Here is a 26677-nt window from a genome sequence, read left to right as displayed (position 1 = left end):
GCGTACCGTGAATTGACGCCCGGCGCGTGGGAAGGTCGGCGCCGAGCGTCGATGGTCGGTCCGAGGCCGCCCCTGGCAATTACTCTTCCAGTGCATCGGGGAAAGCCTGCTGGGTGTAACCACCCCGCAGCGTTCCCTCCAGATAGGCCGCCCGGCACGCGCGGCGGGCGATCTTGCCACTGGACGTGCGCGGGATCGACCCCGCGGGCACCAGCAGCACATCTCGAACGGTCACGCCGTGGCGCTGGGAGATCGCCGCGCGCACCGCGTCGGCGATGGGCAGCGGATCGGCCTTGCCCGCACCCGGGCCACGCTCGCCGACGACCACCAGTTGCTCGGAGGCGTCGTCGGCGTCGAACTGCAGGCCGGAGTGGCTGCCCTGCTCGAACACCTCCGCCGGGAGCTGGTTGGCCGGCACCGAGAACGCCGCGACGAAGCCGGGCCGCAGCGCGGTGCTGGCCTCCTGCGCGGAGAACTCCAGGTCCTGCGGGTAGTGGTTGCGGCCGTCCACGATCACCAGGTCCTTCACCCGGCCGGTGATGTAGAGCTCGCCTTCGAAGTACACGCCGTAGTCGCCGGTGCGCATCCAGTTCGCGTCCGGCTCGGTGCCCTCGGCGTGGCTGCCCTCCGACAGACGCTCGGTGACCTTGTTCTGGAACGTCGCCGCGGTCTCGTCGGGACGACCCCAGTAACCGATGCCCATGTTGTTGCCGTGCAGCCAGATCTCGCCGACGTGCCCGTCGGGCACCTCGCGGCCGCCACCGGACTCGACGGACTCCGGATCGACGATCGCCGCCCACTGCGAGAGCGCGACATAACCGCAGGACACCTGCGCGATCGCGTCCTCGTGACTCTGGTCGACCTTCACCATGCGGCCCGCGTTGAGCTCCTTGCGGTCGACGTAGGTGACCTTCGCCTCGTCCTCGTGCTTGGTCGCGGAGACGAACAGCGTCGCCTCGGCCATGCCGTAGCACGGCTTGATGGCGGTCTTGGGCAGGCCGTACGGGGCGAACGCCTCGTTGAACTTCTTCATCGACGAGGTGGTCACCGGCTCGCTGCCGTTGATCAGGCCGATGACGTTCGACAGGTCCAGCGACTCGCCGTTCTTCGGCAGACCACGCGCCGCGGCGTGCTCGAAAGCGAAGTTGGGTGCCGCGGCGAAGGTTCCGGCGCCGTCGGAGACCGCGGCCAGTTCCTTGATCCACCGGTACGGACGCCGGACGAACGCGCTCGGCGACATGATGGTGATGTACTTGCCGCCCACCGCGGGCAGGATCACGGTCAGCAGGCCCATGTCGTGGAACAGCGGCAGCCAGGTGACACCGCGCGAGTTCCAGTCCAGCTTGATCGCGTCGACCATCTGCAGCAGGTTGGTGCCCACCGCGCGGTGGGTGATCTCCACACCCGCGGGCACCCGGGTGGAACCCGAGGTGTACTGCAGGTAGGCGATGTCGTCGATCGCGATGTCCGGGCGCACCCAGCTCTCGCCGACGCTGTCGGGGATCGCGTCCACCGCGATGATGCGCGGGCGCTGAGCGGCCGGCAGCGAGCGGAAGAACTGCCGGACCCCGGCCGCGGAGGAGCTCGCGGTCAGGATGGCCGAGGGCTCACAGTCGCCGAGCACCGCGTGCAGGCGATCGGTGTGGCCGGGCTCGTCCGGGTCGAACAGCGGGACCGAGATGGTGCCCGCGTAGATCGCGGCGAAGAAGGAGATCACGTAGTCCAAGCCCTGCGGCGCGAGGATCGCGACCCGGTCGCCCGGGTTGGTCACCTGCTGCAGTCGAGCGGCCACCGCGCGCAGCCGAATACCGAACTCACGCCACGTCAGCTCCTGCGCCTCGCCGTCGCGCTCACGCGAGTAGTCGATGTAGCGATACGCCAGGGTGTTCGCGTCGTTCCGGGTGTGCTTCTCGACGTGATCAACCAGGGTGTGATCCTCGGGAATACGGATGTTCCCGGTTTCGTCCAGGTAGTCGTCGAAAGTCTCTTCCATTCCTTCTTCTCCTCCGAGGCACACGCAGCAAGACGGCGAATCGCCGCTATTACCTGTGAGGCCCCGACTCGCTTTCGCCCGCGGGTGCTCCAAGTGCAGAGCCAGCCTGCAGATTTTGTGCGGTCTGCGCGGTGACCGCTTATCGGCTAGATGTACTCAAACCAGAGTCATGTTACAGAGAAGACCGGCTCACTCGTCCCGCAGCAGGGGAATAACGGGGGCGAACGCGTCCATCTGGGTGGGGAATACACCGACGTAGGACATCGAGGTGAGCTGCCGCACACGGCGGATCTGCTCGGCGATCTCCTCGAATGTGCCGATCGCCACGTAGGGCGAGTTCAGGATGTCCTCGACGGACAGCTGAACATCGACTTCCAGGTTCGGGTGCAGTCCCCGGTCCAACGCCGACAGCGCCATCTCCGCGGTCTTCTCGCGATCGTCGGTGATCACGACCGCGGTGACGGCCCAGTTCAGTTCGATGTCGGCGAACCGGTCACCGGCGGCCTCCTTGATCAGATTCACCTTTTCCACGGCCTTCTCGATGGTGATGCCGGAGAGCAGGCCCTTGCCGTTCTTGGTGGTCACCGGAACGACGGAGATGATGTCGGCGTGCTTGGCGGCCAAGCGCAGCATCTTCGGACCGCCACCGCCGGTGCAGATCGGCGGGCGCGGGCCCTGCCGTGGCCTCGGGGTGCCCTTGATGCCACGGACCTGGTAGTGCTTGCCCTCGAAGGTGCACTCCTGGCCGCGCAGCAGCACGTCGAGAATGGTCAGCGCCTCGTCCAGCTTCTCCAGCCGGACACCGGGCGATTCGTAGGTGATGCCCGCGTTGTCGAACTCCTCCTTGATCCAGCCCGCGCCGAGGCCGACCTCGAGTCGGCCCTTGGACAGCACGTCGATGGTCGCCAGGTCCTTGGCCAGCACGACGGGGTGGCGGAAACCGTTGGCCAGCACCGAGGTGCCGAGCCGGATCTTCTCGGTGGCCTGGGTCAGCGCGCCGAGCGCGGCGATCGGCCCGATCTGCTCACCGAGGTGATCGGGCACGACGAAGGTGTCGAAGCCGTATTCCTCGGCCTGCTGAGCGGTCTGCACGAACTTGCGCGCACCGCCCTCCTGCTTGTTTCCCTCGCCGGCCGCCGCGAAGCGGAACGGACGCAACGGAGTGCCCAGCGCGGACAACGCAGCATCCGCGTCACGGCTCGCCGTGGTGGCCGGTGCGGCGGCTTCTGTCATGAACTCATGCTCCTGGCTGTAAGGAAAATACGGGCGCGACGCCCGCCCGGGGTCTGCGCTGCGGTGGTGCCCGGCGTCGCGATCACCAGCGCACTTTACAGCGTGCTACCCAACTCGAGTTGCGCTTGTCACGCCAAGGGGGTGCGGGGTATCTCACGGCCTGTGAATTCTCACGAATGGGCCGGATGCGGCGCTGCCTCGATGAGGGCCGCCGCCCAGTTGGTGGTCCACTGCGTCGCGGTGGTGCCGTCGCCGTCTACGACGTAACTGTTGTAGAGGGTGTGCACCGGGTTGCCCGCCGCCCGGACCAGCGTGTTCACGCTGCCCAGGACGTTCCACGGACTCAGTGCCTCCCGTGGCGCATCGCAGATCAGATCCCCGGGCGCGCACATGGTGTAGGTGCGGTCGGCCAGCCCGCCGAAGCCCCCTTGACGCGGACCGGTCATCGTGATGCCGGGCACGTTCAACCCCTTCAGCGCGACTTCGGCACCCACGCCGGGCACCGGTGTGCCGATCTGGATCGCCTGACCCGGGCCACTCTCGCCGGTGCGGCGTCCGTCGGCGATCAACGTCACGCCGAGCACCAGATCGGCGGGCACCGGGCCGTCGCCCGCGCCGATCCGCGCGGCGACGTCACCCGCGATCACCGCACCTTGGGAGAACCCGGCGAGCACGTAGGTGGTCAACGGGCACTCCTGATGCCGTGCGGCCATGGCGTCGACCATCCGCGCCGTGCCCTCGGACCGGCTGTTGTTGTAGGACTGCTGGCCGTCCGGCGGGATCGCGATCGGATTGGAGAACTGCGCGACGTAGGGAACGGTGTACACGTCCACCCGCTCGCTGGGGAACCGCTGGGTGATCGGACCGGAGACGTTGAGCATCAGCGACACCGGGTTCGCGGTGGGATTGTGCGGATCGTCGAAGCTGTTCGACTCCCAGGTGCCGGGCACCGAGATCATCTGCACGTCAGGACAACTGGCCGGCTGCGAAGTCGGCCGCTCCGGCGGCTTCGGGCCGGGGCCGGGCGGGCGCAGACGCCCCGCCAGCAGATACCACAGCAGCAGGACCACCAGGACGATCAGCAGCACGACGCCGATCACGACCAGACATCCCGCCGGCCGGAACCGGCGGGAGGTCGAACGGGAACGCGAACTCACTGGCAGTACGTGGCGCGAGCGGTGGTGATGTAGATCTGCCCGGCCTTCTCCACCGGCATCTTGGCCGGGTCGAAGGACGGATCGGAACCCGCCATGGCGTTGACGAAGGTCATCAGATCCTGATCGGACGCACCGGCGGCGGTGCCCTGGCAAACGTACGCGCCGATGCTCAACGCGATGTCCGGGGTGGACGGGGTGACACCCTGCTTGGCCAGCTCGTCCAGGAACCGCTTGTCCTTGTCGGTGAGCTTCGAGGTGTCCGCCGGCGGGACGGCTTCGGTCGGCACCGGCTGCGGACGCTCTGGGGCCACCGTCGTCGTGGACTGCTCCGGCGCGGGAGCGGGCTGACCGGTGTCGGCGGGCGTCGATGCGGCCGGCGACGTCGTCGTCGCCGTCGTGGTGCGGGCAGGCGTCGACGGAGTGCTCGTCGCGGTCGAATCATTGTCGCCGCACGCGGCGAGCAGGCCGGTCGCGGCGAGCGCCACGACTACGCCGAATACCTTTCCACGGGTCCGATGCATGAATTCTTGTCCTCGATCTGTCGCTGAGCGGGGGTCGGGTCGCCCACCAGGCTAGCTGGGTCGGCTTCGCCGCGCCTTCGGCCGGTGCCGTCGGGAGTCGGACGATCCGAGCGTCTCAGAGGCTGTGGACTTCCGGTTTGCCGTCGCGCACCGTGATGAAGCCGCCTTGGAAGTTCTGCTGCATGCCGTCCGAGATGGGGAACTCGTCGCCGGTGGGGTAGCCGAGTTTGCCGTTCTCGTAGCCGGTCTCGCGCCAGGCGTCCAGCACCGGGCCGTTGCGCACCGCCCAAGCGCCGGAGACGGGGCTCCAGTAGATGTTGCCGCCTTCGAATCGGCTGAACCGGCCCAGTTCCTTCAGCGCCTGTTCCTCGTCGACCGGGAAGCCGAGGGGACTGTTCTCGAAACCGAGCTGGGCGTACTTGCCGAGGATCAGCCCCTGGACACGATGCACGCCGGTGGCTGCGCTGTAGTAGAACGGGCCGTTCTCGAAGGCTTGCACGACGCCGTCGCGGCTCGGTGTCTTGATCTCCGGCGCGACCGGATAACCGGCGGGGCCGCGTTCGAACCCCTGCTTGCCCCATTCCTCCAGGATCGCGCCGCGGACCACCTGGGCACCGGTCTGCGGCGTCCAGTACAGCGAGCCGTTCTGGAAGGACTGGTACTTGCCGCGACCATCGTCCAGCGCGCGCTCCTCGCCGGTCGGCAGGCCGAGCGGTCCGGTGGGCCCCCCTGCCGCCTGGTAACCCGCACCGAACAGACCACCGACCGGATACGCGCCGCTGCCCGGCGTGTGAAACACCCGGCCGCCCGCGAAGTCCTGAGCGGTGCCTCCCGCCACCGCGTACTCCCCGGTGAGGCATTGGCGAAGCCAGCTCGCCGCGGCGGCCACCGGGCCGATCGCACCGCCCGGCTGACAGTCCGGCTTGCCTTGGTCGACACCCAGCGCGGAGGCGGCCTGGGCCCAGGACTGGCGCATCTCGAAATCCCAGTACGGCCAGGAGTGGGTGCCGGACGGGCGATAGTTCACCTGCGCCGGGATGGCCAGCTTGGACAGCTTGGTCACGAAATTCTGCGAGGTGAGCCGCGCGAGGATCTCCAAACCCATGCCGGCGATATTCGTGCTCACCCCGGGTATGCCGAGCGCCTGGTCGTAGGGTCCGATCGCGCCACTGCCGCTGGAGATGTACAGGCTGACGCCCCGCAGCTTGTCGGCCAGCATGTACGGGTCGTGCGCCTCCCACTCCGGTCCGGTCTGCGGACCCCACATGGCGGCGGAGTCGAACCCGCCCGCGTCGCGCATCGCGAACTCGATGGCCTGGGGCATGCCCAGCGTCGTGGTGGTCAAGAAGCCGGAGTACGAGGCGGCGTGCCGCACGAAGCCGGGGTTGCGGGCAGCCAGGAGCATCGCGGCCGTGCCGCCCATCGACAGCCCTTCCATGCCCCGCACGCTCGTCGCCCGCCAATGGCTCTCCAGCAGCGGCGGAAGCTCCTTGGTCAGGAAGGTTTCCCACTTGTAGGTGCGGCCGTTGTCCGGCTCCAGCCAATCGGTGTAGAAGCTGGACTGCCCGCCGATGGGCAGTACGACGGTGACGTTCTTGTCGGCGAAGAAATCGACCGCCCCCGCCTCTTTCGTCCAGCCGTTCTCGTCGTCGGTCGCGCGCAGGCCGTCGAGCAGGTACAGGACGGGGAACCGGGCCTCAGGGCGGGCGTTCCAGTCCCTGGCCAGCAGCAACTGCACCTGGATCGGCGCGCCCATGGACGGCGAGGTCACCCACAGCGCGACGCGACGGTCGCTGAGCCACTGGACCTTCTCCAGCACAGGCGCGGCCACGGCCGCCGTGGGTTCCGCGGCAGCGGGCACCTGCACGGACGTGCCCGCGGCTAGGGGGACCACCAGCGCGGTGGCGAGCAGCATCAGCCGCTCGCGTGCCGAACGAGCGACGAGACGCCCGCGTATGCCACAGCTACCGCGCGTAATCCCTGCCACAGAAGCTTTGTACTCCCGTTATAGCGACCTTTACGGGAGACACGCGCTGCCTAGCAAACTATGTTCGCTGCCCCGCGATCAGCACTGGCCCCGAACGCAATTCAGGCCGCACCGAAACGGTGCGGCCTGAATGCGAGAAGGTGGATCAGATCACCAGGCGCCGGTGGCGTCCAGGATCATGTTGCGGGAGGCGAACAGCTGGCCCTCCCAGTACTTCCAGGAGTGGGTGCCCGCGGCCGGGAAGTCGAACCGGGCCGGGATACCCAGCGAGCTCAGGCGAGCCTGGAACGCACGGGTGTTGACCAGCGAAAGGGCTTCCAGCGCCATCGCGTTACCGGTGTTGAACACGCCGACCGCCGAGTTCGGCTGGTCGAACTGACCCGGCAGACCGCTGGCGGCCGAGATGTACATCGGCAGGCCCTTCAGCTGCGGCGCGAACACGAACGGGTCCATCCGCAGCCACTGCGGGCTCCACGGCGCGGCCATCGAGTCGACGTTGAAGCGGCCCGCGTCCAGCATCGCGACGCGGATCGCCTCGCGCATGCCCGGCGCGGAGATGTTCAGGTAGCCCGAGTAGGAGGCGGCGAACTTGAACTGGTCGCGGTGGTAGGCCGCGAGAGCCAGCGCAGCGCTACCGCCCATGGACAGGCCGACGACCGCGTTGTTGGTGCGCGAGACGCCGTAGCCCTCCAGGAAGGCCGGGAGCTCCTTGGTGAGGAAGGTCTCCCACTTGTAGGTGGTCTTCTGGCCGTTGAGGTTCGACGGCGCGTACCAGTCGGTGTAGAAGCTGGACTGGCCACCGACCGGCATCACCAGGGTGATGTTGTCGTTGCCGAACTGCTGCAGCGCGTTGGTCTCGAACGACCACGCGTTGCGGTCGTCGCGGGCACGCAGGCCGTCGAGCAGGTAGAGCGCCGCGTTACCGCCGCGCGCGGCCCACTGGACCTGGACCTTGATCGGGCCCATGCTGGAGGGGACCATCAGGTCCTCGAAGCCACCCGCGGGCGCTCGCAACACCGGCGCGTGCGCCGACGGCGCCGCGGTGGCGAGCGTCGGGGTCGCCAGGCCCGCGGCGATCGGTAGCGCCAATGCGGCGGCACCGACAGCCAGAATTCGATTACGCCAACCGCGAGGCGCGCCTCGTCGTCCCGACTCTGTTCTCTTCGGCGCGGCCGCCCTGCCGAAACGCATGAATCCTGCTCTCTTTCTGCTGTTGTGGTCCCACCTCGCCACCCGAAGGGCGAAGCGGCACCCGTGTTGCCAACGAGACGCGCGTCACGGACATGGTCCCGACAATCCGATCCCCGTGACGGCGCTACAACGATCTGGTCACACTTGCGCTCGCTGGACGATATTCGACGGTCCTCGCTTTAGCAAGATCCGAGGTCTTTCCACTGGCCGAAATCCGTCCGTTTGCGCAAGGTAATGATGCGGTGACCTTATCGCGTTCTCGCGGTGATGTCGTCTTGGATCGCAAGATATTCGCGCTCCTGGCGGGAACTGTCACCGACCCGAGATCTTCGCAATCCCGGCGTCCGGCTCGCCCCCGAACCGGCGCACCGCGCATGCGGTCGACGACGCGAAGACCCGGCAGGACCGTTGACCGAGATGTGATCGGCCCCGAGATCTGCCGTGATAGCCACGAGAATGATCTCGAGCTAACAGTTCTAGCTCCGAAGATCTTATCGCAGCGATTCCACAGCAAACGAAACGGGGGCAGTCGCGCCCTCCCCTCCCGCCCCTAAAATCCCCTACTCTGCCCAACCTCTAGTCCCCGAGTTCGGCCGCCCAAAACCCCCATACCCCCTAGGGCCAGCCCCTACAGCACTCCACTCACCGAGGAGGAACACGACTGCACAAACGCGAACAAATGTTCCCGAACCACGGGTGCATCACAGGCGCGAGATCCCCACTCACTCACCCTCCCCGGGGTGCGAGTCATACGAGCGCCGTTCGCGGCCCGGCTCGCGTCAGAGCGAACGGAAGCGCATGCGCCGCAGGGGCGAGTCTCATCCGCTCTGGCGCGAGCCGAAAAGGGCCGCGAACATCCAGCGCCGCAGGCGCTGGAAATCCAACTCACCCGATGTTCGCCGACATATCCGGAATCATTCGCATGGCCTCGTCGGACCAGTTGTTCCAAGCGTGAATCCCGAACGGCGGGAAGGAGTACACGGCGTTGCCGCCGCCGAGTGTCGCCATCCGGACCTGGAACGCGCGGGTGTTCGCCAGTGCCAGGGTCTCCAGACCCATGCCGTTGAGGGTGCTGAAGCTGGGCGGGTCGGTGGCCGAGGGCAGGCCGCTGGCCGCGGCGATCCACAGGCGGGTGCCGTTGCGGACCAGGTTGGGAGCGAACACGAACGGGTCCATCCGCAGCCACTGCGGACTCCACGGCGGGGCCATCGAGTCGACGTTGTAGCCGCCCGCGTCCAGCATGGCGGCGCGAATCGCCTCGCGCATGCCCGGCGCCGAGTTGTTCAGGTACCCGGAGAACGAGCCGGCGAAGCTGAACTGGTCCGGGTGGTAGGCGGCCAAGGTCAGTGCCGCGCTGCCACCCATGGACAACCCGAAGGCGCCGTTGCGATTCGGGTTGAACCCGAGCCGGTCGCGCAGCGCCCAGCGCAGGTTGTTGGTCAGAAAGGTCTCCCACTGGTAGCGGTAGCTCTTGCCCGGCCCGCCCGCGAACCCGTCCAGCCCGCCGGAACCGGTGCTCGAGCCGCTACCCGCCGGGATGCCCAGGAACTCGCTCGGCGCGATCCAGTCGGCGTAGAAGCTCGACATGCCGCCGACCGGCAAGACCACGTTGATGTTCTGGCTCGCCAGGACTTGCGGGATGTTCGTCTCGATCTCCCAGCCGTTCAGCGATTCCGGCGCCCGCATGCCGTCGAGCACGTAGACGACGCGATTGGTGTTGCCGTCCGCCGCCCGCAGGATCCGGGACTTGATCGGGCCCATGCCGGAATCGACCCAGAAGTCGAAGGCCGCGGGGTCGAAGGCCGCCGATGCCGTTGCGCCGGTGCCCGCGATGGTCGTGCCGAGCGGCAACAGCAGCGCCACGGCGACGCCGAGGGCGGACCGTCGCAACCACGAACCGGATGTTCGAGACCCCCCGGGCCCGCGCTTCCCGCGCGCACTACGCATCACATTCGACCTTTCCCTCGAGCGGCCTCGTTCAGCAAACTTTCAGCGATCAATACCGAGTCATCATCCGGCGCCGAGTCGCAACGTCCACCGAGAACTGGACGAATCGAACTCGGCACATGTCGTGGAAGTATCAATCGGGAACGAATGCCTTCATGTTGCTGGATGGTGATCCAGACCACAACTACCGAAGCCCGTTTTCTTAGTATTCGTTGCCGAATTACCCCCGGACGACCCGGTAAACGCCGAAAGACCGCTCCGTGCCGTTGGCGCGGAGCGGTCTTTCGTCGCGATTGCCGAGCTACCCGATGTTGGCGGACAGGTCGGGGATCATCCGGTAGACCTCGTCGGCCCAGTAGTTCCAGTTGTGCACACCGACGGCCGGGAAGTCGTAGGTGACGTTGTTCGCGCCCAGGGTGAGCATGCGGACCTGGAACGCGCGGGTGTTGGCCAAAGCCAGCGCTTCCAGCCCCATCGCGTTGACGGTGTTGAAGCTCAAGCCGTCGGCCCCACTCGGCAGACCGCTACCGGCGGATACCCACAGGCGGGTGTTGTTCGCCTTCAGGCGCGGCGCGAACACGAACGGGTCCATCCGCAGCCACTGCGGGCCCCACGGCGGCGCCATCGCGTCGATGTTGTAGCCGCCCGCGTCCAGCATCGCCACGCGCAGCGCCTCACGCATGCCCGGCGCGGAGATGTTCAGATAGCCGGAGTACGAGCCGGCGTAACGGAACTGGTCGGGGTGGTAGGCCGCCAGGGTGAGCGCGGCGCTGCCGCCCATGGACAGGCCGAATACGCCGTTGCCGTTCGGGTTGAAGCCGAGCCGGTCGCGCAGCGCCCAGCGCAGGTTGTTGGTGAGGAAGGTTTCCCACTTGTAGGTGCTGGTCTTGCCCGGTCCGCCCGCGGAACCGGTCAGCAGGCCGGAGCCGGAGTTCGCCGAACCGGTGGACGACGAGCCCGCGCTGCCCAGGCCGAAGAAATCGCTCGGACCGTTCCAGTCCGCGTAGAAGCTGGACGGTCCACCGACCGGCATGACCACGTTGATGTTCCACTTGGTCAGCTCGCGAACGACCTCGGTATCGATCTCCCAGCCGCTCAGGTCGGTGCGCGCCCGCATACCGTCCAGCGCGTAGACCACGCGCCCAGTGTTGCCGTCGGCGGCGCGGAAGACGCGCGACTTGATCGGCCCCATCTCCGAATCGACCCAGAAGTCGAAACCGTCCGGGTTGAACGCGGCGGACGCCGGGGCGGCAGGGCCTGCCACCGACACCCCGAGCGGTAGCAGAACCGCCAGCGACACCAGCACGGACCGCTTGAGCCAGGACCCTGCTCTTCGAGTATTAAGACGACGCCCGATCACGCCTCGCATCAGTTTGAACCTTTCGTTTCACAGCGACAGCGGCAAGCCGTCCACACGGTAACCCGCCGATGCCCTCAACCGATGGACGCCACGGCCGGGCATACGGTCGTAGCGTATATCGGTATCGACACGGTGGCGTTACCAAAAAGAGATAAAGCGGCGTACGCCACTTTATCGGACTCGCACAAGGCCCTGGTCGGCGTGCATGACCGGGCCCGGTGCGTGCCACGGATTCAGCGCGGCGCGACCGGTTGCGGGAACGGATCGGCCAGTCCGCACCGCTGGATCTCGTACTTCGGCACCCGGTCGATGCGGTACTTCGCGAAACGCAGCGAGTTACGCAGGTTGTGCCGGAACCGCTCGAAGGTGAGCGGGTCGCGCGAGGAGATCAGCAGTGCTTGGGTGTCCGGGCAGGACATCGCGGTCCGCGCCTGGGTCACCCACTTCTCGTCCAGATACCAGGGCATCCACGGTTTCCTGTCCACCATGCCCGCGTCCACGATGACCCAGTCCGGGTACAGGCTCTTGTCGTGCCCGATCCGGCCGTCGGTGAGACGGTCGGTGTGCGCCGCCAGCGGGTAGGCCAGGCCCATCGGATCGATCACACGCACGTCCAAGGGGACGTTCATGCTGGTCATCCCGAGGTTCAGGAAGTAGACCGTGTGCCCGGCGCCGCCGTCCGGAATGGGCTGCGGCGGCGGAGCGACGTACCAGAACATGAACGAGGGCGAGTTCAGCAGCAGGCCGCCGTTCGGGCTCGCGGTGATGTCGTCGACCATGGCGCGGATACGCGGATAGTCCAGGTAGTCCTCGGCGAGTATCGGGTGGTCGTGCCCGGTGTTGAGCACGTAGTAGACGCGCTCGTCGACGATGCCGGTCGAGGTGATCTTGGTGCCGGTCTTGATCGCGGTGGTGTTGGCGGCGAACAGCGCCCAACCCGCGACGCCGGCGAATGCCACGGCGATCACCGCGAAGGACCAATCGGCGGCAGTCGCCGCGCGCACCCCGCCCCGGGGCGCGCGGATCGGGATGACCGCGACCGGGAGCAGCAGCAGGAACAGCTGCGGCAGCAGCATCCGGCCGTGCATGAAGTCGCCGCCGACTCGCAGCGCGTACAGGGTCAGCAGGAAACCGCTGACGAGGACCGCGGTGACCACCGCTCCCGGGGAGCGCAGCCACTTCCGGACCCGCTGGATCGACCAACCCCGCGCGGCCGACGAACCGGCGTCGGCGGTCCGGGGTGTCCGCGTGCGCGTGCGCGCGGCGAGCACACCGGCGAGCAGCAGCACCAGCAGCGGCGCCCACAGGAAGTACGGACCGACGAGGTCCCAGAGGTAGGTGAAGCCCTGCCCCCACTTGGCTCCGCCCGCGTCCTTGGCGACGGCGGTGTTGGGGTAGGGCAGACCGTAGTAGCCCATCCGCCAGATCTGGTAACCCAGCGGAACCAGCCCGGCCACCGCGACGATCACCGCGCGCAACACGATCGGCCGCAGCTTGCTCTCCGGCATGGGGGCGAAGAAGATCATCAGCAGCGCCAGCGCGCCGACCAGGGTCATCTCGGGACGGATCAGCGGGGCGAGCCCGGCGAGGAAGACCAGTCCGAGCAGGCCGGGCAAACGCACCGACTTCGCCTGGCTCCAGCGCATCAGCTGCCACCACAGCAGGCCGATCCAGCAGATCACCAAGCCGCTTTCCAGGCCGGAGGTGACGTAGTCGCGGGCCGGAGGCAGCGCGATGTAGACCAGCACGCCCGCGGGCAGCAACAGCCCGGTACCCGCGCCGCCCCACAGCCGCGCCGATCCGAGCATGGCGAACACGACCGCGGCCAGCGACACCGTGAGCGCGACACCGAGCACCACGTACTCGAGCCGCGCCTGGGTCAGCCAGCTGAAGAACCAGACCAGGTAGGTCCACGCGGTGCTGGTGTTGGTTTCGACGCGTTCGCCCTCGTTGAAGACGGGGCCGTTGCCTGCCAGCAAGTTGCGGACGGTCCGCAATACGATGAGGCCGTCGTCGGCGATCCACCGTCGCTGCCAGCCTCCGACCGCGAAAAGAACAACGGTGAGCGCGATCCCACCGACGAACGTGGCTTCGGATAGGCGCGTGAACCGCGACGCGGAGCGGGTCTGCTCATCGGCTTGCCGCTCCGCCGCGTGTTCCGTTCGCTCCGCTACCAGCATCTCGTCAGGTGAGATAGACAGCGACACCTACCGCTCCGATCCAGGCGATTGCGAGGAACTGCAGGATGCGGTCCCCCAGCGCGATCTCTTCCGGCTCCCCGGCCTCGCCACCATCGACGTCGACCGCGTAACGCAGGATTGCGATGGTAAACGGGACCATCGAGATCGCGAACCAGTTGGTGTCTTTGATGCCGTCCTGCTGGAACGCCCACAGCCCGTAGAACACCACGACCGCCGTCGCGGCCAGCGTCCAGATGAAGCGCAGGTAGGTGGGCGTGTAGTACTCCAGCGACTTGCGGATCTTGGCGCCGGTGCCCAGCGCGATCTGCAGTTCCGCGTAGCGCTTGCCCGCGGCCATGAACAGCGAGCCGAAGGCCATGATCAACAGGAACCACTGCGACAGTGCGATGTCGGCCGCCGCGCCACCGGCCACCGCGCGCAGCAGGAACCCGGACGACACGATGCAGATGTCCAGCACGGCCTGATGCTTGAGGCCGAAGCAGTAGGCCAGCTGGATGCCGATGTAGACCGCCATCACCACGGCCAGATCCCACGAGGCGAGGAACGATCCCGCGATCGACCCGGCCAGCAGCATGGCCGACAGCAGATAGGCCAGGTTCACCGGGACGATGCCCGCGGCGATCGGCCGGAACCGCTTGGTCGGGTGCGCCCGGTCGGCCTCCACGTCGAGCGCGTCGTTCACCAGGTAGATGCCCGAGGCCGCCATGCAAAACACCACGAACGCGATGCCGACATGCGCGAGCACGTCCACATCGGTGGCCGTCCCCGCGGCCAGCGGTGCGGCGAGCACCAGGACGTTCTTGACCCACTGCCGCGGACGGACTGCCTTGAACAGACCGCCGGCCAGCGTCTTGGGCGGGCCCTTGACCACCGCCTCGGCGAGGTCGGCGCCGGTCGGCTCTTCACTCATGTCAACCAAGGCTCTTTCTTGTGCGGTCACTGTCGAGTCTCTTTTCGGCGGCGAGCAGGGCGGCGGCGGACGCGGCGCCGAGCGCGGAACCGGCGAGCACGTCGGAGGGGTAGTGCACCCCGAGGACCACCCGGGAAAGCAGCATCGGGGGGACGAGCACCGCAGGCAAGGGTAGCCCGGTCAATCTGCCGAGCAACACGGCCGCCGCCGTCGTGGAGGTCGCGTGCGAGGACGGAAAGCTCAATTTGCTCGGCGTCCCCACGTTGACCTGCACCGACGGATCGTTCGGGCGCGGTCGGCGAACAACGCGCTTGATGACGATCGAGGCCGCGTGCGCGCCGACCGCGCCGACCGCGACCCCAGCCCACTGTCTGCGCCGCGGTTTGTCGACCAGCCATCCCGCGGCGGCGATGCCGACCCAGCCGAGCGCGTGCTCGCCGAAGTGCGACATGCTGCGGGCCGCGGACACCACGGCCGGCTTGCTGCCGAGGGTGGCCTGCACGGCGTTGATGATCGCGACTTCCGGCGGCGCCTGCTCGGCCCTGGCCGGTCGCGCGGACACCGGGCCGCCGTGCCCGTTGGCGCTGTGCAACGGCGGCTGCACGGCCGCGTCGTCGGCGGCGCTCGCTCCGAGACTCACTGCTGTCCGTCCTTCGTGTCGATCCCGAAGACCTTCTCCCAGGCCGGGGTGCTGGTCAGCTGCGGGTGGGCGGCGCGGTAACGCTGCTGCATCTCCGGGAAGCGGGCGGCCAGCTCCTTGCGCAGGCGCATGGCCTCCTTGAACAGGCCGAGCGCCTGGCGCGGATCGCGCTTGCGGTAGACGACGCCGCGGCCGTCGGCCGTGGTGACGGTGACGCCGTCGACCTGCGAGAGCAGGAACCAGCGCGCGTCCAGCGTCGGCACGTTCAGCTGCGGGGTCTCATGGTGTTCGGAGTGCGCGGGACGGAAGTTGTGCACCAGGCCCTTGGCCAAGCGGACCACCTTGGCGATCGGGTTGGCGGGCTCGCCCACCGCCCCGACACCCATGTGGCTGGCCAGCGGCAGTTCGGTGGACGAGGGCAGGATCACCGCGTCCGGGTACTGCTTGCGCAGCTCGTGCACCGCGCCCAGCGCACTGGGCAGCAGCTGGAACAGCCGCTCGGGACCGGCCAGGAAGTCGCGGATGGCGAGGTTCTGGATCGCGACCGTCGAGTACTCCAGGCAGAGCAGGTGTTTCAGGGTGGCCTTGATCGTGTTCACGACCATGCCCCGCCCGTTGCCCGGCAGGTGCAGCGAGGCGACGACCAGGCGATTGCGCAGGTGGAAGTACGCCTGCCAGTCGATGGCGTCGTCCTTGTCGCTCCAGGCCATGTGCCACACCGCCGCGCCGGGCAGGGTGACGGTGGGGTGGCCCGCGACGCGGGCGCGCAGCCCGTATTCGACGTCGTCCCACTTGAGGAACAGCGGAAGCGGCTGACCGATCTTCTCGGCGACTTCGCGCGGGATGACGCAGGTCCACCAGCCGTTGAAGTCGACGTCGATACGCCGGTGCAGCAGCTTCGAATTGTCCCGGTCCTTGAGCGGGTACTTCGAGAAATCGTGGTCGTACTCGACGTTCGGCGCCGCGGTCCACATGAAGATGCCGCGGTCGACCACCTCGCCCATCGTGTGCAGGTGTGAGCGCTCCTGCAGGTTGAGCATCTGGCCGCCGACCAGCATGGGTGACTCGGCGAAACGGGCGAAGGCCAACGCGCGCAGGATCGAGTCCGGCTCGATCTCGATGTCGTCGTCCATGTAGACGATGTACTCGGCATCGGTGGTCTTCAGCGCCTCGTACATGACCCGGCTGTATCCGCCGGAGCCGCCGAGATTGGGCTGATCGTGAATGGACAGGCGATTCCCGAGCGCCGCAGCGGATTCCGCGAAACCGGGCTCCTCGACGACCTTCCTGGTGCCCTGATCCGGGATGATGACGGCCGCGATCTTCTCCAGCACCAGCGGATCCGAGCCGAGGGCGGCGAGGGTCTTCACCGCGTCGGTGGGCCGGTTGAAGGTGGGCATGCCGACCGCGATGCTTCCCTCGCCGGGCGCCTCGATCGGCGCGTACCAGCCGCCGGACAGCAGCGTGACCGCCGTGTCGGTGGTGATGTCGAACCAGATCCAGCCGCCGTCCTCGAACGGGGCCAGCTCGGTCTCGAACTCGACGACCACCGAATCGGCGCCGGTCGCCACCGCGAATTCCCTGCCCTGCACGTGGATTCGCGAGCCGTCGGCCTTGGAGCGGTACACGTCCACCCGGCCGTGCCCGGCCAGTTCCAGCCGCAGCACCACCGACGACAGGATGCTCCAGCGCCGCCAGTAGCTCGCGGGCAGCGCGTTGAAGTAGGTGCAGAACGAGACTTCGGACTCCGCGCCGATCGACAGCGACGTGCGGGTGGTCGCGTGCGCGCGCCGGGCGTTGGTCTGCGACTCCTCGACATAGAGCGTGCGCACGTCCAGCGGCTCACCCGGCCGGGGCAGGATGATGCGTTGCAGCAGCGACTTCGCGCGGGTCTCGGTGGTCATGTCTTCCAAAATGGATTGGGAGGTCATCGGTCTCCTAAGCCTCCTGGTCGACCAGCGGCGCACCGTCCGCCAGGTGCGGGTGCAGCACGTTGTCGAACATGCTCAGCGCGCTGCCGATCGCCATGTGCATATCCAGGTACTGGTAGGTGCCGAGGCGGCCGCCGAAGACGACCTTCGCGGCGGCGGTCTCCTGCTTGGCCAGCTCCCGGTAGGCCAGCAGCTTCGACCGGTCCTCCGGGGTGTTGATCGGGTAGTACGGCTCGTCACCGGTCTGCGCGAACCGGGAGTACTCCCGCATGATCACCGTCTTGTCGGCGGGATATTCGCGCTCGGGGTGGAAGTGGCGCGGCTCGATGATGCGGGTGTAAGGCACGTCCGCGTCGTTGTAGTTCATCACCGAAGTGCCCTGGAAGTCACCGACCGGCAGCACCTCGGTCTCGAAATCGATGGTGCGCCAGCCGAGTTCGCCTTCGCTGTAGTCGAAGTAGCGGTCCAGCGGGCCGGTGTAGACGACCGGTGCGTCCGGGTTCTCGGCGCGCAACTGCTCGCGCACCTCGAACCAGTCGGTGTTCAGCCGCACCTCGATCAGCTCGGAGGCGGCCATGTTCTCCAGCCACTTCGTGTAGCCCTCGCGGGGCAGGCCCTCGTAGGTGTCGTTGAAGTAGCGGTTGTCGAAGGTGTAGCGAACCGGGAGCCGGGTGATGTTGCCCGCGGGCAGCTCCTTCGGGTCGGTCTGCCACTGCTTGGCGGTGTAGTCGCGCACGAACGCCTCGTAGAGCGGTCGGCCGATCAGCGAGATGGCCTTCTCCTCGAGGTTCTGCGCGTCCTTGGTCTCGATCTCCGAGGCCTGCTCGGCGATCAGCTTGCGCGCCTCCTCCGGCGAGAAGTAGCGACCGAAGAACTGGGAGACCAGGCCGAGGCCCATCGGGAACTGGTAGGCCTGCCCCTTGTGCATCGCGAAGACGCGGTGCTGGTAGCCGGTGAACTCGGTGAACTGGGTGACGTAGTCCCACACCCGCTTGTTCGACGTGTGGAACAGGTGCGCGCCGTACTTGTGGATCTCGATCCCGGTTTCCGGATCCGGCTCGGAGTACGCGTTACCACCGAGGTGGTGTCGCCGTTCGATCACCAGAACCCGTTTACCCAGCACGGTGGCGGCGCGTTCGGCAACGGTCAGCCCGAAGAATCCGGAGCCGACGACGATCAGATCGAACTGTGAGGCGGAATGGACGGAGTTACCCGGGGACGATGCGACGGTCACGGGAGCCCAGAGTATCGGAAGTCCCGGCCGCGTCCGGGCGGAGTAGGAAGTGCGCTGAGCGGCACCGTTCGCGACACTCGATTTCACGCCCCCGACCTCCCGATTTCGCCGGATGTTTGCCGGAATGGACCGCACGGGCAACCGCCGGGCTGTTTACTCCCCTGGCCGGCGATCATGCTCGGTTCGCGATGCTCCGTGACGTGGGCCACCACGAGCCGGTGCGCGACGAAGAGGACTCCCTTCTGCGCAGCGCAGTCACCGAGGGACCGCGTTCCTCGGTGATCGACGCGCTGCCCGCGAGCACCTCGGATGGATCCGTGCGGAGATGGCCGGGAGCCGCCCGCGTCCGAATGCGCCCGACCGCGCTCAGGCCGGGAAACCAACGTCCAACTCGACCTTGTCCCGCTCGGTGTACAGCCGCCAGTAGTGGTCGCCGAGTTCTTCGCCGCTGATCCGCACGATTTCGAGGCCGTCGGGAATCAGCTCCGGGTGCTCGTCGACGATCTGCGCGGCTCTGCTGCCATCGATCAGTGCGCCGATGTTGAGCAACCCCACGTAGACGCCGGTGCCGCGCAGTTCCACCTCGAGCTGGCGCAAGTAGCCCCGCTGCGCGGCCAGCGCGATGCCGAAGTTGGCGAGGTAGGGCGCCACGAAATGCTCGGACGAGCCCGAGGAGAACAGCAGCGCTCCGTCGCCTCTTTCCACCATTTTCGGCGCGAGTGCCCGCGTCATCAGAATCGGTGAGTGCAGCTTGAGCGCGAGCGGCGCATCGAGGGAGGGGATGTCCACCTCCAGCGTCGAGGGCAGCCGGTCGCTCATGTTGCCCGCCGCGCCGTGCATCGCCACGTCGATCGGCCCGAAAGTCGCCTCGATCTTCTCGATCACGCCCGTGACGTGCTCGGCGACGGTCACGTCCGCGGGGAAGGCGGCGGCCTCGATGCCCTCGGCCGCCAGGTCCTCGGCATGCCGGCGTGCCTTCTCGGGATCGCGCCCGATTACGGCTACACGGAACCCGTCGCGTCCGAATCGGCGGCCGGTGCCGACGCCCAGGCCGGGGCCGTACCCGAAGATCGCGATGGTCTTGGTCATTTCCACTCCAGAATTAAGTTGAGACATGGTTCAAGTTCGATGTCGACGGTAACCTAACTTGAACCTATGCTCAACTTATCCGCCACGGCCGATTTGTAGGATCGGCCCGTGGACAAGCCGTTACGCAGCGATGCCCAGCGCAACCGGGACGCGCTCGTGACCGCCGCCCGCGCCGTCTTCGAGGAACGCGGCCTCGACGCACCGCTGAAAGAGATCGCCGCCCGCGCCGGGGTCGCCATCGGCACGCTCTACAACCGCTTCCCCACCCGCGACGACCTCATCGCGGCGGCGGTGGAGGACCGCATCGAAGCGGGCGGCCGCATCGCCGAAGTCGCGCTGGCCATCGACGACCCTTGGGAGTCGTTCGTCTATCTGGTCGAGCAGGTCTGCGCTTTGCAAGCCGCCGATCGCCTGCTCAGCGAACTAGCCGTGCGGGCGGCCCCCAGCCGCGCCGTCGCGCAGGCGCAGGAATACGGCCACGGCTTGATGCGCCGGATCATCACCCGCGCCCAGGAAGCCGGGGTCCTGCGGGACGACTGGGTCCTGGAGGACATCGCCTTCATCACCTGGTCGCACACCAGAATCGTCGAGGCGACCAGCCACATCGCCCCCGAAGCCTGGCGCCGCCACCTCGGCCTGGTGCTCGACGGCTTGCGCGCGGAGGCCGCCCATCCCCTCCCGGTTCCCCCGATCACCGAAGACCAGCTGATGCACGCGCTCGGGCGCGACGACCTGGCCTAGTGGGCCTGTCGACGTGGTCCCGAGTCGCACCGCGCGCAGGCCGCGCGTCAGTGGGGCGGTCGCGACCCAGGACCACCACCAGCAGCGCGGGTACCCCCTGGCAAGATTTCCTGCACCGCAGGAAGACGAGAGGCAGCCCACTAAGCGCCGCCCGCTCCCGACGAAATCGACCCAAAAGCGGCTCTCGCACAGTGGAATGGGCGGCGTTCACAACCGGACGGACGGCGGCCGGCACGCGCGCATGCGTACCGGCCGTCGGAAGGTCGTGTTCTACAGCCGCTGCTCGGCGTAGACCTTCATCGCGTCGCGCACGAACTCCGCGGTGCCCGCACCGTGCACGTCGTAGTTGACCGCGAAACGCGGATCGGCCACGTACATCTCGCCCAGGTTGACGAACGCCTCCTTCACCACCGGACGACCCTGCCAGCCGATGCCGATCCAGTCGTAGTGGCGTTGGACGATGGCCTGCACCTCGTCGCTGCCGGGAGCGAGCCCGTCGGCGTGCGCGCGGCCGTAGTCGGCGGCGATGTCGAGATGGGTCTGCTGGAAGGTCTTCTTGTCCGCGTCGGACATCGAGCGCCACCAGCGGTCACCGCTCTCGTAGGCGTCCTTGCCCCAGCGTTCGATCACCTCGTCCTTGTACTTCGTGTGGTCGAAGCCGTCGAAAACTTCTTGTGCCACGAGTTGTTCACCTCTTTCCGTCTTGTGCAGCGTGGTGTGCACCGACTCGATCAGCCGCCGGATCCGATCCTGTTCCTGCCGAAGCAGGTCCAGGTGCGTGCGCAGCGCGGCGGCGGTGTCCTGCTCTCCGGCAAGGACTTCGGCGATGACCGGAAGCCCGAGGCCGAGTTCGCGCAGCAGCAGGATGCGTTGCAACCGCACGAGGGAGGTTTGGTCGTAGTACCGATACCCGTTGGCGCCGATCCGGCTGGGCGGCAGCAGCCCCAACTGCCCGTAGTGGCGCAGCGTGCGGCTGGTGGTACCGGCCGCCTTCGCCAGATCTTGGATGGACCATTCCTTGGCGACCACGACTTGTCCTCCCTCCTTCTCTCGTCGGTGTAACCAGCTTGCAAGTTGACGTTACGTCAAGGTCAACCCCGATATTCGGGCGAATTTTCCGGCTCGGCGCAGGCTCCGGCGGGCGACCAGCACTGGCGGCGGCGCAAAACGAGCCGGGACCTCGAGGGCACCGTCCGGCGGAGCAGGGTTCCGCTTACCGCGATCGCCATGCCGGGCACCGGAGCGGGGTGCGCTTGCGCCCGATCACCACGCACCCCATCGGCAGTCAGCCGCCAACCAGTCAGGCGCCAACCGGTCACCGCCCAATCCACAGGTTGGAGGCCGAGGGACTGGTCGTGCGCAAACCATGCGCCGGTGCGCGTCGAGCACGGCGATGTCAGCGCACAGCCGCAGGAATTCACCGAGCCGCGGAAGACCGCAGGGCCGTCCGCCTCCCGCTCACCGAACAGGGCCTCGCTGACCGACAACCTGCTGCTCGAGCACATGATCGACCCCAGGCGCTGCGGGCGGCACTCGACGGCACCTCCCGCCGGCAACTGGCCGGACTACTGCCAAGTCGGCCGAGCCGCTGGGCGGCACGCCTCGATAGTGAGCATCGCGAGGGGTTGCGGCTAAGCCCCAGCGCCCTGCGCGGAGGTAGCACCAAACGGTGTCCCACCGCCGGGTGCTATGGCACCGGATTGGGCAACCCGGGGGTGCGCCGCACTGTCAGGCAAGCCATCGTCCGCCTGAGCCGCACGGCGAGAAAAAGCAACGTCCCCTTGAGCTGCACCGCCATGCACGCCAACGTCCTCCTGAGCCGCACCCTCAGGCACACCAACGTCCTCCTAAGCCGCACCCCCAGGCACAGCAACATCCCCCTGAGCCGCACCCTCAGGCACAGCAACATCCGCCTGAGCCGCACCCCCAGGCACAGCAACACCCCCCTGAGCCGCACCCCCAGGCACACCAACGTCCCCCTGAGCCGCACCCCCAGGCACAGCAACATCCCCCTGAGCCGCACCGCCGGGCGCGGTGGCTGTCGGAGGGATTTCATCACCGGGGGCGGCGGCATCGGACCGGGCCGGATCACGGGGTGCGATTGCGGAAGACATAGACCTGTCGCCGGGTGGGATAGCACCGGGCTGCGCACCGTGCGGCGAGACAGCGCCGGGCTGAGCGCCACGTGACGCCGTGGCGGGCTGATCCACACCGGCAGGGGCGATAGCGCCGGCCTGAGCCGCGCCAGGCGAGATGACACCGGCCCCACCGGATGCGGCAGCGCCAGGAGAAGGCGACGCCCCGGACGGGATTGGTGACGGCTCACCCGCTTCCGGAACCGCCTGCAACATGCGTGAGTAGTCCACGACCTGCGCGCCCAAAGTGGGCGTCACGATGATGACGCCGTTGGTGTAGAGCCGGTAGGTGCCCGCGCGACGCGGCAGGATCATCTCCGGCCCGAGCGGCGTACCGATCGTGCTGGTCGCGCCACCGATACGGCGATACTCGGCATCGATCGCCGACTCGGTGACCGCCGCCTGTTTGCGCGGATCCTCGGGTGGCGCGGTGGTGGTCGACTCGCCGGGCGCGGGGCCGACCTCGAGGGTCTGGATGTCGGCGGGTTCCCCGCCATCGGGCGCGGCGGAGTACTCCGTGCGCAGGATTCGGCCGTCGCGCAGCAGGACCGCACCGGCCGTAGCCGAGACGGCGGCAGCCGTCCTCGGATCCTCCTGCGCAGTCCCGGGATACCGCTGGCAAGCGGTGGTGTCGCAGGTCTGCGCGTACGGATAGCGCTGCTCGGCAAGGGCATAGGAGCGCGCCGCGATCGCCTGGGCGCGCAAGGCCTCCGCCGCGCCCTTGTCCGCCCAGTTGGGCTGCACCTCCGCCGGGACAACGCCGAGTAGGTAGTCCTCGACGTCCACCTGGTTGATCGTGCGGGCCGCGCCGTCCTCGAGGGCGACGCCGAGCGCACCGCGATACGCCGAACCCCCGCACAGCGTGAGATGTTCCGCCGCAGGGCGGTTCGGTCGGGAGTCGACGGGATGGATCCAGGGGTCGTCGGTCGCCGCCTGCCACAGCACGTCACCGTCGCAGCCCGCCGTAACGACCACGCTCGCTCGGCCACCCGGCTGCGGCGTCAGGTGCGCGACCTGACCGGGCGCCACCTCCCTGCCCGCCACGCGCAGGCCGGCGTCCGCGAAGGCGTCGAGAGCCGAGTCGTCGCGCGTCATGAGACGAACCCGAACGGCGGTGGGCGCGATGGTGGTGAGCGTCGCGCCTGGGTAGTAGTGCTCGAGGATGCGTTCGGCCGCCCACCCCGCTCGCGCGTTCTCGAACGCGCCCACCTGGCTCATGCCGCGCCCGTGCCCAGGTCCTGCCAGAGGGCGATATGGAGCGTCGAGCGGACCGCCGGAGTGCACGAAGAGTGTTCCAGCGATCATTCCGAAGCCGATTAGCAACACGATCGATGGCGAGTGAGGGCGCAGCTGTCGCCGATGCGGGCGCGCGACGCGCGATCGCTCCGAGAAAATGCCATTTACCAGCATTGTTCCGCTCTCGGTGTGCTCATATTACGAGGCATCCGTTCACTCCCATGGTTTCCTCAGACGGTCGATCTCCATCTTTTCGGCACGTTCTGTAGATGCGATAGCAATCAACGAGCTACATTCAGGCAATCACATAATCCTCAACCAGAGGTTTAGTTATGTGACAAATGTGGCTATTGTGATCATTGCTACATCAGGAAGCAACCCTGAATCACTCATGATCACCGGTTCGACCTGATTGGAGACGCTCGTGCGGTACCGCAAACCGAAACGTTCCTACGTGCTCCCAGTTGTCACCACCCTCGCGGTAGCTGCCCCACTGGGCACGCTGACGTTCGGCGATTCGACCGACTACCGCACCACCACCAACAGCGAACCGGCCGCCGTAACGGCCGAACTCGCCGAGGTCGCCCTCACCCAGGCGCCGGATATCGTGCTGCCGCTGCGCGAACTCACCGGTTTGAGCCTGCCTGATCTGCATCTTTCCGATCTGCGCATGCTTCCGATCGCGGAGTCCATTCCGATTCCGGATGGCCCGCTACCACCGGACGCGCAGCTAACGGGAGGCATACGACTACCCAGCTCGAATTCCGGCCAAACCTCCGGCCCGGAATTCACGCCGAATCGTTCGCCGGAGAGCCCGAATTCCCCAGCTCAGCCCATTTCCCAAGGCAGTGTGCGCTTCATCGCGGAACCCGACCGGCTCCAGCCGGGCACCACTCCCGACACCCCCGCGCTGTCTCCCGGCGCCGTGACCCCCGAGCTGATGAGCCAAGTGGGGGCACAGGTGAAAGAACTCTCCCGCGACACTCCGTTCAGCATGGTCGCTCTCACCGCCCCGCAGTTGGCCGACACCGCGGCCACGATCCGGGCTCGGCAGCCCGACGGCAGGTGGGGGCCCTGGTACGACACCGAACCGGTCGACACACACCGCACCGACCGCTCCGGCCCGGGTGCGACCGACGGCACCGAGCCGATCTACGTCGGCGAGACGAACGCGGTGCAGGTCCTGATCACTCGAAAGCAGGCTGCGGCAGGCCCGATTCAGCCGGTGGCGCAGCCCGCCCCCAGCGCTGACGACGCGGCGCAACAACCCGCCCCGCGTTCCGACGACCCGGGCCCCCGAGCCGCGGACCTGACCGCCGTGCTCATCGATCCGGGTCGGGGCGTTGCCGACGGCTCGCTGCACAGCGTCGCCGCGACGCTGCCTGGCGGCGGACCGAGCGTGATCACCCGAGCCCAGTGGGGCGCCGACGAATCGATCCGCTGCGACGAGCCGACCTACGACGACGGCCTCGGCGGTGTCACCGTGCACCACACAGCGGGCCGCAACGACTACAGCAAGTCCGAGTCGGCCGGAATCGTCCGCGCGATCTACACCTATCACGCGAAAACGTTGGGCTGGTGCGACATCGGCTACAACGCGTTGGTCGACAAGTACGGCCAGGTCTTCGAAGGGCGCTTCGGCGGCCTGGACCGCCCGGTACAGGGTGCGCACGCGGGCGGGTTCAACGAGAACACCTCCGGCGTCGCGCTGATGGGCAATTACGAATCCGAGCAACCGAGCGAAGCGGCGATCGAGGCGATCGGCGTCTTCGTGGGCTGGCGCACCAAGATCGCCGGACTCGATCCCAAGGGCAACACCACGATGGTCTCCGAGGGCACCTCCTACACCCCGTATGCCCAGGGTGAGGCGGTCCAGTTGCCGGTCGTCTTCGCGCACCGCGACGTCGGCAACACCACCTGCCCCGGCGACGCCGCGTACGCGCTGATGGATCGGATCCGCGACATCGCCGCCGGTACGCCGGGTGCGTCAGGCGGGCAGGGCAGTCGCCCCCCGGCATCCGGCGAATCCGATGTGGCGAACCTCGCCGCGCTGACCACGAAGCTGCTGAACATGGTGCAGGAGAACATCATCGCCAGGCACTGGTCTCGGTCCGGCGGACCGAACGGCCCGCTCGGCGCCGTCCGCTCGGACGTGCTGCCCGCCGCGGAGGGCAGGCAGTACGCCAAATTCGCCAACGGTTACGTCTACACCGCGGCCGACGGACAGGTCGTCGAGGTGCACGGCACCATCCTGGATCGCTTCCTGCAACTCGGCGCCGACACGGGTGTCCTCGGACTCCCGCTGCAAAACGCCTACCCGGTCCCGGACGGCCTGCGCGCCGACTTCGAACGCGGCTCGCTGATCCTCAACCAGCTCACCGGCATCGTCACGACGGTGTGGAAGACCTACAACGACACCTACCGGGAGGAAACCCACCGCAACCCGGTCGCGGCCCAGGTGAGCGCGCCGATTCCGCCCAACGCGCCTGCTCCGGCCACATCGGTTCCGGGCAGCGCTCCGGGTCAGGATGTCGCCCAGGCTCCGGCCGCTCAGGCTCCGGGTAGCGCCCCACCCCAAACTCCGGCCGCCCAAGCTCCAGGCAATGCCCCGGCCCACAGCGATGCCCAAGCCCCAGCCGCCCAAGCCCCGGGCAATGCCCCGGCCCAAAGCGATGCCCAAGCCCCAGCCGCTCAAGCCCCGAGCAATGCCCCGGCCCAAAGCGGTGCAAAAGCTCCGGCCGCTCAAGCCCCGGGCGCTCAGACTCCGGGTAGCGTCCCGCCCCAAGCTCCAGCCGCCCATACTCCGGGCAATGCTCCGCCCCAAGGCGGTGCCCAAGCCCCAGCCACCCAAGCTCCAGGCAGTGCCCCGCTCCGAGCTGACGCCCCGGCTGCCGTGCCCGCTCCGCCGATCGCTCCTTGAGCGGGGATCCCGCTCACCCCGGCTCCGACAGAGTCAGGCGCTCGCGCCCCGATCGGTCCGTCCCCGGCGGAACTTCAGCAGGTGGCCGTCATCCAGCCGTCATCCGGCGCCACACGGTCCGGCACCCGCGGTTGCCGACCCTGCCCAAGGCGCATGCCCATATCCCTCGCCCGAGGACTGATCGCGAACCACTCAGCAGGTCACACTGATTCGGAGCCCGTGCCACGGCGCGGGCTCCGGCTGTGTACCAC

The 26677-nt window shown here is 67.8% G+C and carries 18 protein-coding genes; 2 read left to right on the top strand and 16 right to left on the bottom strand.

The window, feature by feature from the left end; genetic code table 11:
• Positions 1-79: 79 nt before the first annotated feature.
• The 14 genes from fadD32 to ABZ803_RS26560 all read right to left on the bottom strand — a co-directional run bounded on the left by fadD32 (position 80) and on the right by ABZ803_RS26560 (position 19394).
• Positions 80-1993 carry a long-chain-fatty-acid--AMP ligase FadD32 gene (fadD32, locus tag ABZ803_RS26625; RefSeq protein WP_357043304.1) on the bottom strand — a complete coding sequence of 638 codons (1914 nt, stop codon included), beginning with the start codon at positions 1991-1993 and terminating at the stop codon, positions 80-82.
• Positions 1994-2182: 189 nt separating this feature from the next.
• Positions 2183-3226, bottom strand: a complete 1044-nt coding sequence (locus tag ABZ803_RS26620) for an LLM class F420-dependent oxidoreductase (RefSeq protein WP_357043302.1) — start codon at positions 3224-3226, stop codon at positions 2183-2185.
• Positions 3227-3396: 170 nt separating this feature from the next.
• Positions 3397-4383, bottom strand: coding sequence for a cutinase family protein (locus tag ABZ803_RS26615; RefSeq protein ID WP_357043300.1), 987 nt, complete (start codon positions 4381-4383; stop codon positions 3397-3399).
• Positions 4380-4904, bottom strand: coding sequence for a DUF732 domain-containing protein (locus tag ABZ803_RS26610; RefSeq protein WP_040864249.1), 525 nt, complete (start codon positions 4902-4904; stop codon positions 4380-4382). The genes ABZ803_RS26615 and ABZ803_RS26610 overlap by 4 nt, the downstream gene beginning before the upstream one ends.
• A 115-nt stretch (positions 4905-5019) precedes the next feature.
• Positions 5020-6819 carry an alpha/beta hydrolase-fold protein gene (locus ABZ803_RS26605; protein ID WP_357043454.1) on the bottom strand — a complete coding sequence of 600 codons (1800 nt, stop codon included), beginning with the start codon at positions 6817-6819 and terminating at the stop codon, positions 5020-5022.
• 222 nt (positions 6820-7041) lie between these two features.
• Positions 7042-8082, bottom strand: a complete 1041-nt coding sequence (locus ABZ803_RS26600) for an alpha/beta hydrolase family protein (protein WP_245548770.1) — start codon at positions 8080-8082, stop codon at positions 7042-7044.
• 885 nt (positions 8083-8967) lie between these two features.
• Positions 8968-10029, bottom strand: coding sequence for an alpha/beta hydrolase family protein (locus ABZ803_RS26595; protein ID WP_357043298.1), 1062 nt, complete (start codon positions 10027-10029; stop codon positions 8968-8970).
• A 301-nt stretch (positions 10030-10330) separates the two neighbouring features.
• Positions 10331-11398 (bottom strand): alpha/beta hydrolase family protein, encoded by a 1068-nt coding sequence (locus ABZ803_RS26590; RefSeq protein ID WP_051174760.1) that lies wholly within the window; start codon positions 11396-11398, stop codon positions 10331-10333.
• A gap of 224 nt (positions 11399-11622) precedes the next feature.
• Positions 11623-13569: a flagellar motor control protein ZomB gene (gene zomB, locus ABZ803_RS26585; RefSeq protein WP_357043452.1), complete on the bottom strand. Its 1947-nt coding sequence runs from the start codon at positions 13567-13569 to the stop codon at positions 11623-11625.
• 4 nt (positions 13570-13573) lie between these two features.
• Positions 13574-14500, bottom strand: a complete 927-nt coding sequence (locus tag ABZ803_RS26580; protein ID WP_357043295.1) for a decaprenyl-phosphate phosphoribosyltransferase — start codon at positions 14498-14500, stop codon at positions 13574-13576.
• Between the two features lies 1 nt (position 14501).
• The gene (locus ABZ803_RS26575) at positions 14502-15062 is read right to left on the bottom strand and encodes a phosphatase PAP2 family protein (protein ID WP_051174779.1); all 561 of its coding nucleotides are present in this window, start codon (positions 15060-15062) and stop codon (positions 14502-14504) included.
• A 74-nt stretch (positions 15063-15136) separates the two neighbouring features.
• Entirely contained in the window at positions 15137-17071 is a 1935-nt protein-coding gene (locus ABZ803_RS26570; protein ID WP_357043293.1) for a glycosyltransferase, read from the bottom strand.
• 7 nt (positions 17072-17078) lie between these two features.
• Positions 17079-18305, bottom strand: a complete 1227-nt coding sequence (glf, locus tag ABZ803_RS26565) for a UDP-galactopyranose mutase (protein WP_062967159.1) — start codon at positions 18303-18305, stop codon at positions 17079-17081.
• Positions 18306-18671: 366 nt separating this feature from the next.
• On the bottom strand, positions 18672-19394 hold the full coding sequence (locus tag ABZ803_RS26560; protein ID WP_357043291.1) for an SDR family oxidoreductase: 723 nt from the start codon (positions 19392-19394) through the stop codon (positions 18672-18674).
• A 108-nt stretch (positions 19395-19502) separates the two neighbouring features.
• Between ABZ803_RS26560 and ABZ803_RS26555 the strand changes: the two genes are divergently transcribed.
• A complete protein-coding gene (locus tag ABZ803_RS26555) occupies positions 19503-20135 on the top strand; it encodes a helix-turn-helix domain-containing protein (protein ID WP_357043289.1) in 633 nt (210 codons plus the stop codon).
• A gap of 270 nt (positions 20136-20405) precedes the next feature.
• Here ABZ803_RS26555 and ABZ803_RS26550 read toward each other — a convergent pair whose 3' ends face one another.
• A complete protein-coding gene (locus ABZ803_RS26550) occupies positions 20406-21164 on the bottom strand; it encodes a MerR family transcriptional regulator (protein WP_357043287.1) in 759 nt (252 codons plus the stop codon).
• 818 nt (positions 21165-21982) lie between these two features.
• A complete protein-coding gene (locus tag ABZ803_RS26545; RefSeq protein WP_357043285.1) occupies positions 21983-23488 on the bottom strand; it encodes a SpoIID/LytB domain-containing protein in 1506 nt (501 codons plus the stop codon).
• Between the two features lie 472 nt (positions 23489-23960).
• Between ABZ803_RS26545 and ABZ803_RS26540 the strand changes: the two genes are divergently transcribed.
• Entirely contained in the window at positions 23961-26426 is a 2466-nt protein-coding gene (locus tag ABZ803_RS26540; RefSeq protein WP_357043283.1) for an N-acetylmuramoyl-L-alanine amidase, read from the top strand.
• The last annotated feature ends 251 nt before the right edge of the window (positions 26427-26677 follow it).

Origin of the sequence: Nocardia sp. NPDC047648 (assembly GCF_040642815.1) — a bacterium.
In the GTDB taxonomy this organism is placed as follows: Bacteria; Actinomycetota; Actinomycetes; order Mycobacteriales; family Mycobacteriaceae; genus Nocardia; species Nocardia gamkensis.
This window is presented reverse-complemented; position numbering and strand designations above follow the sequence as displayed.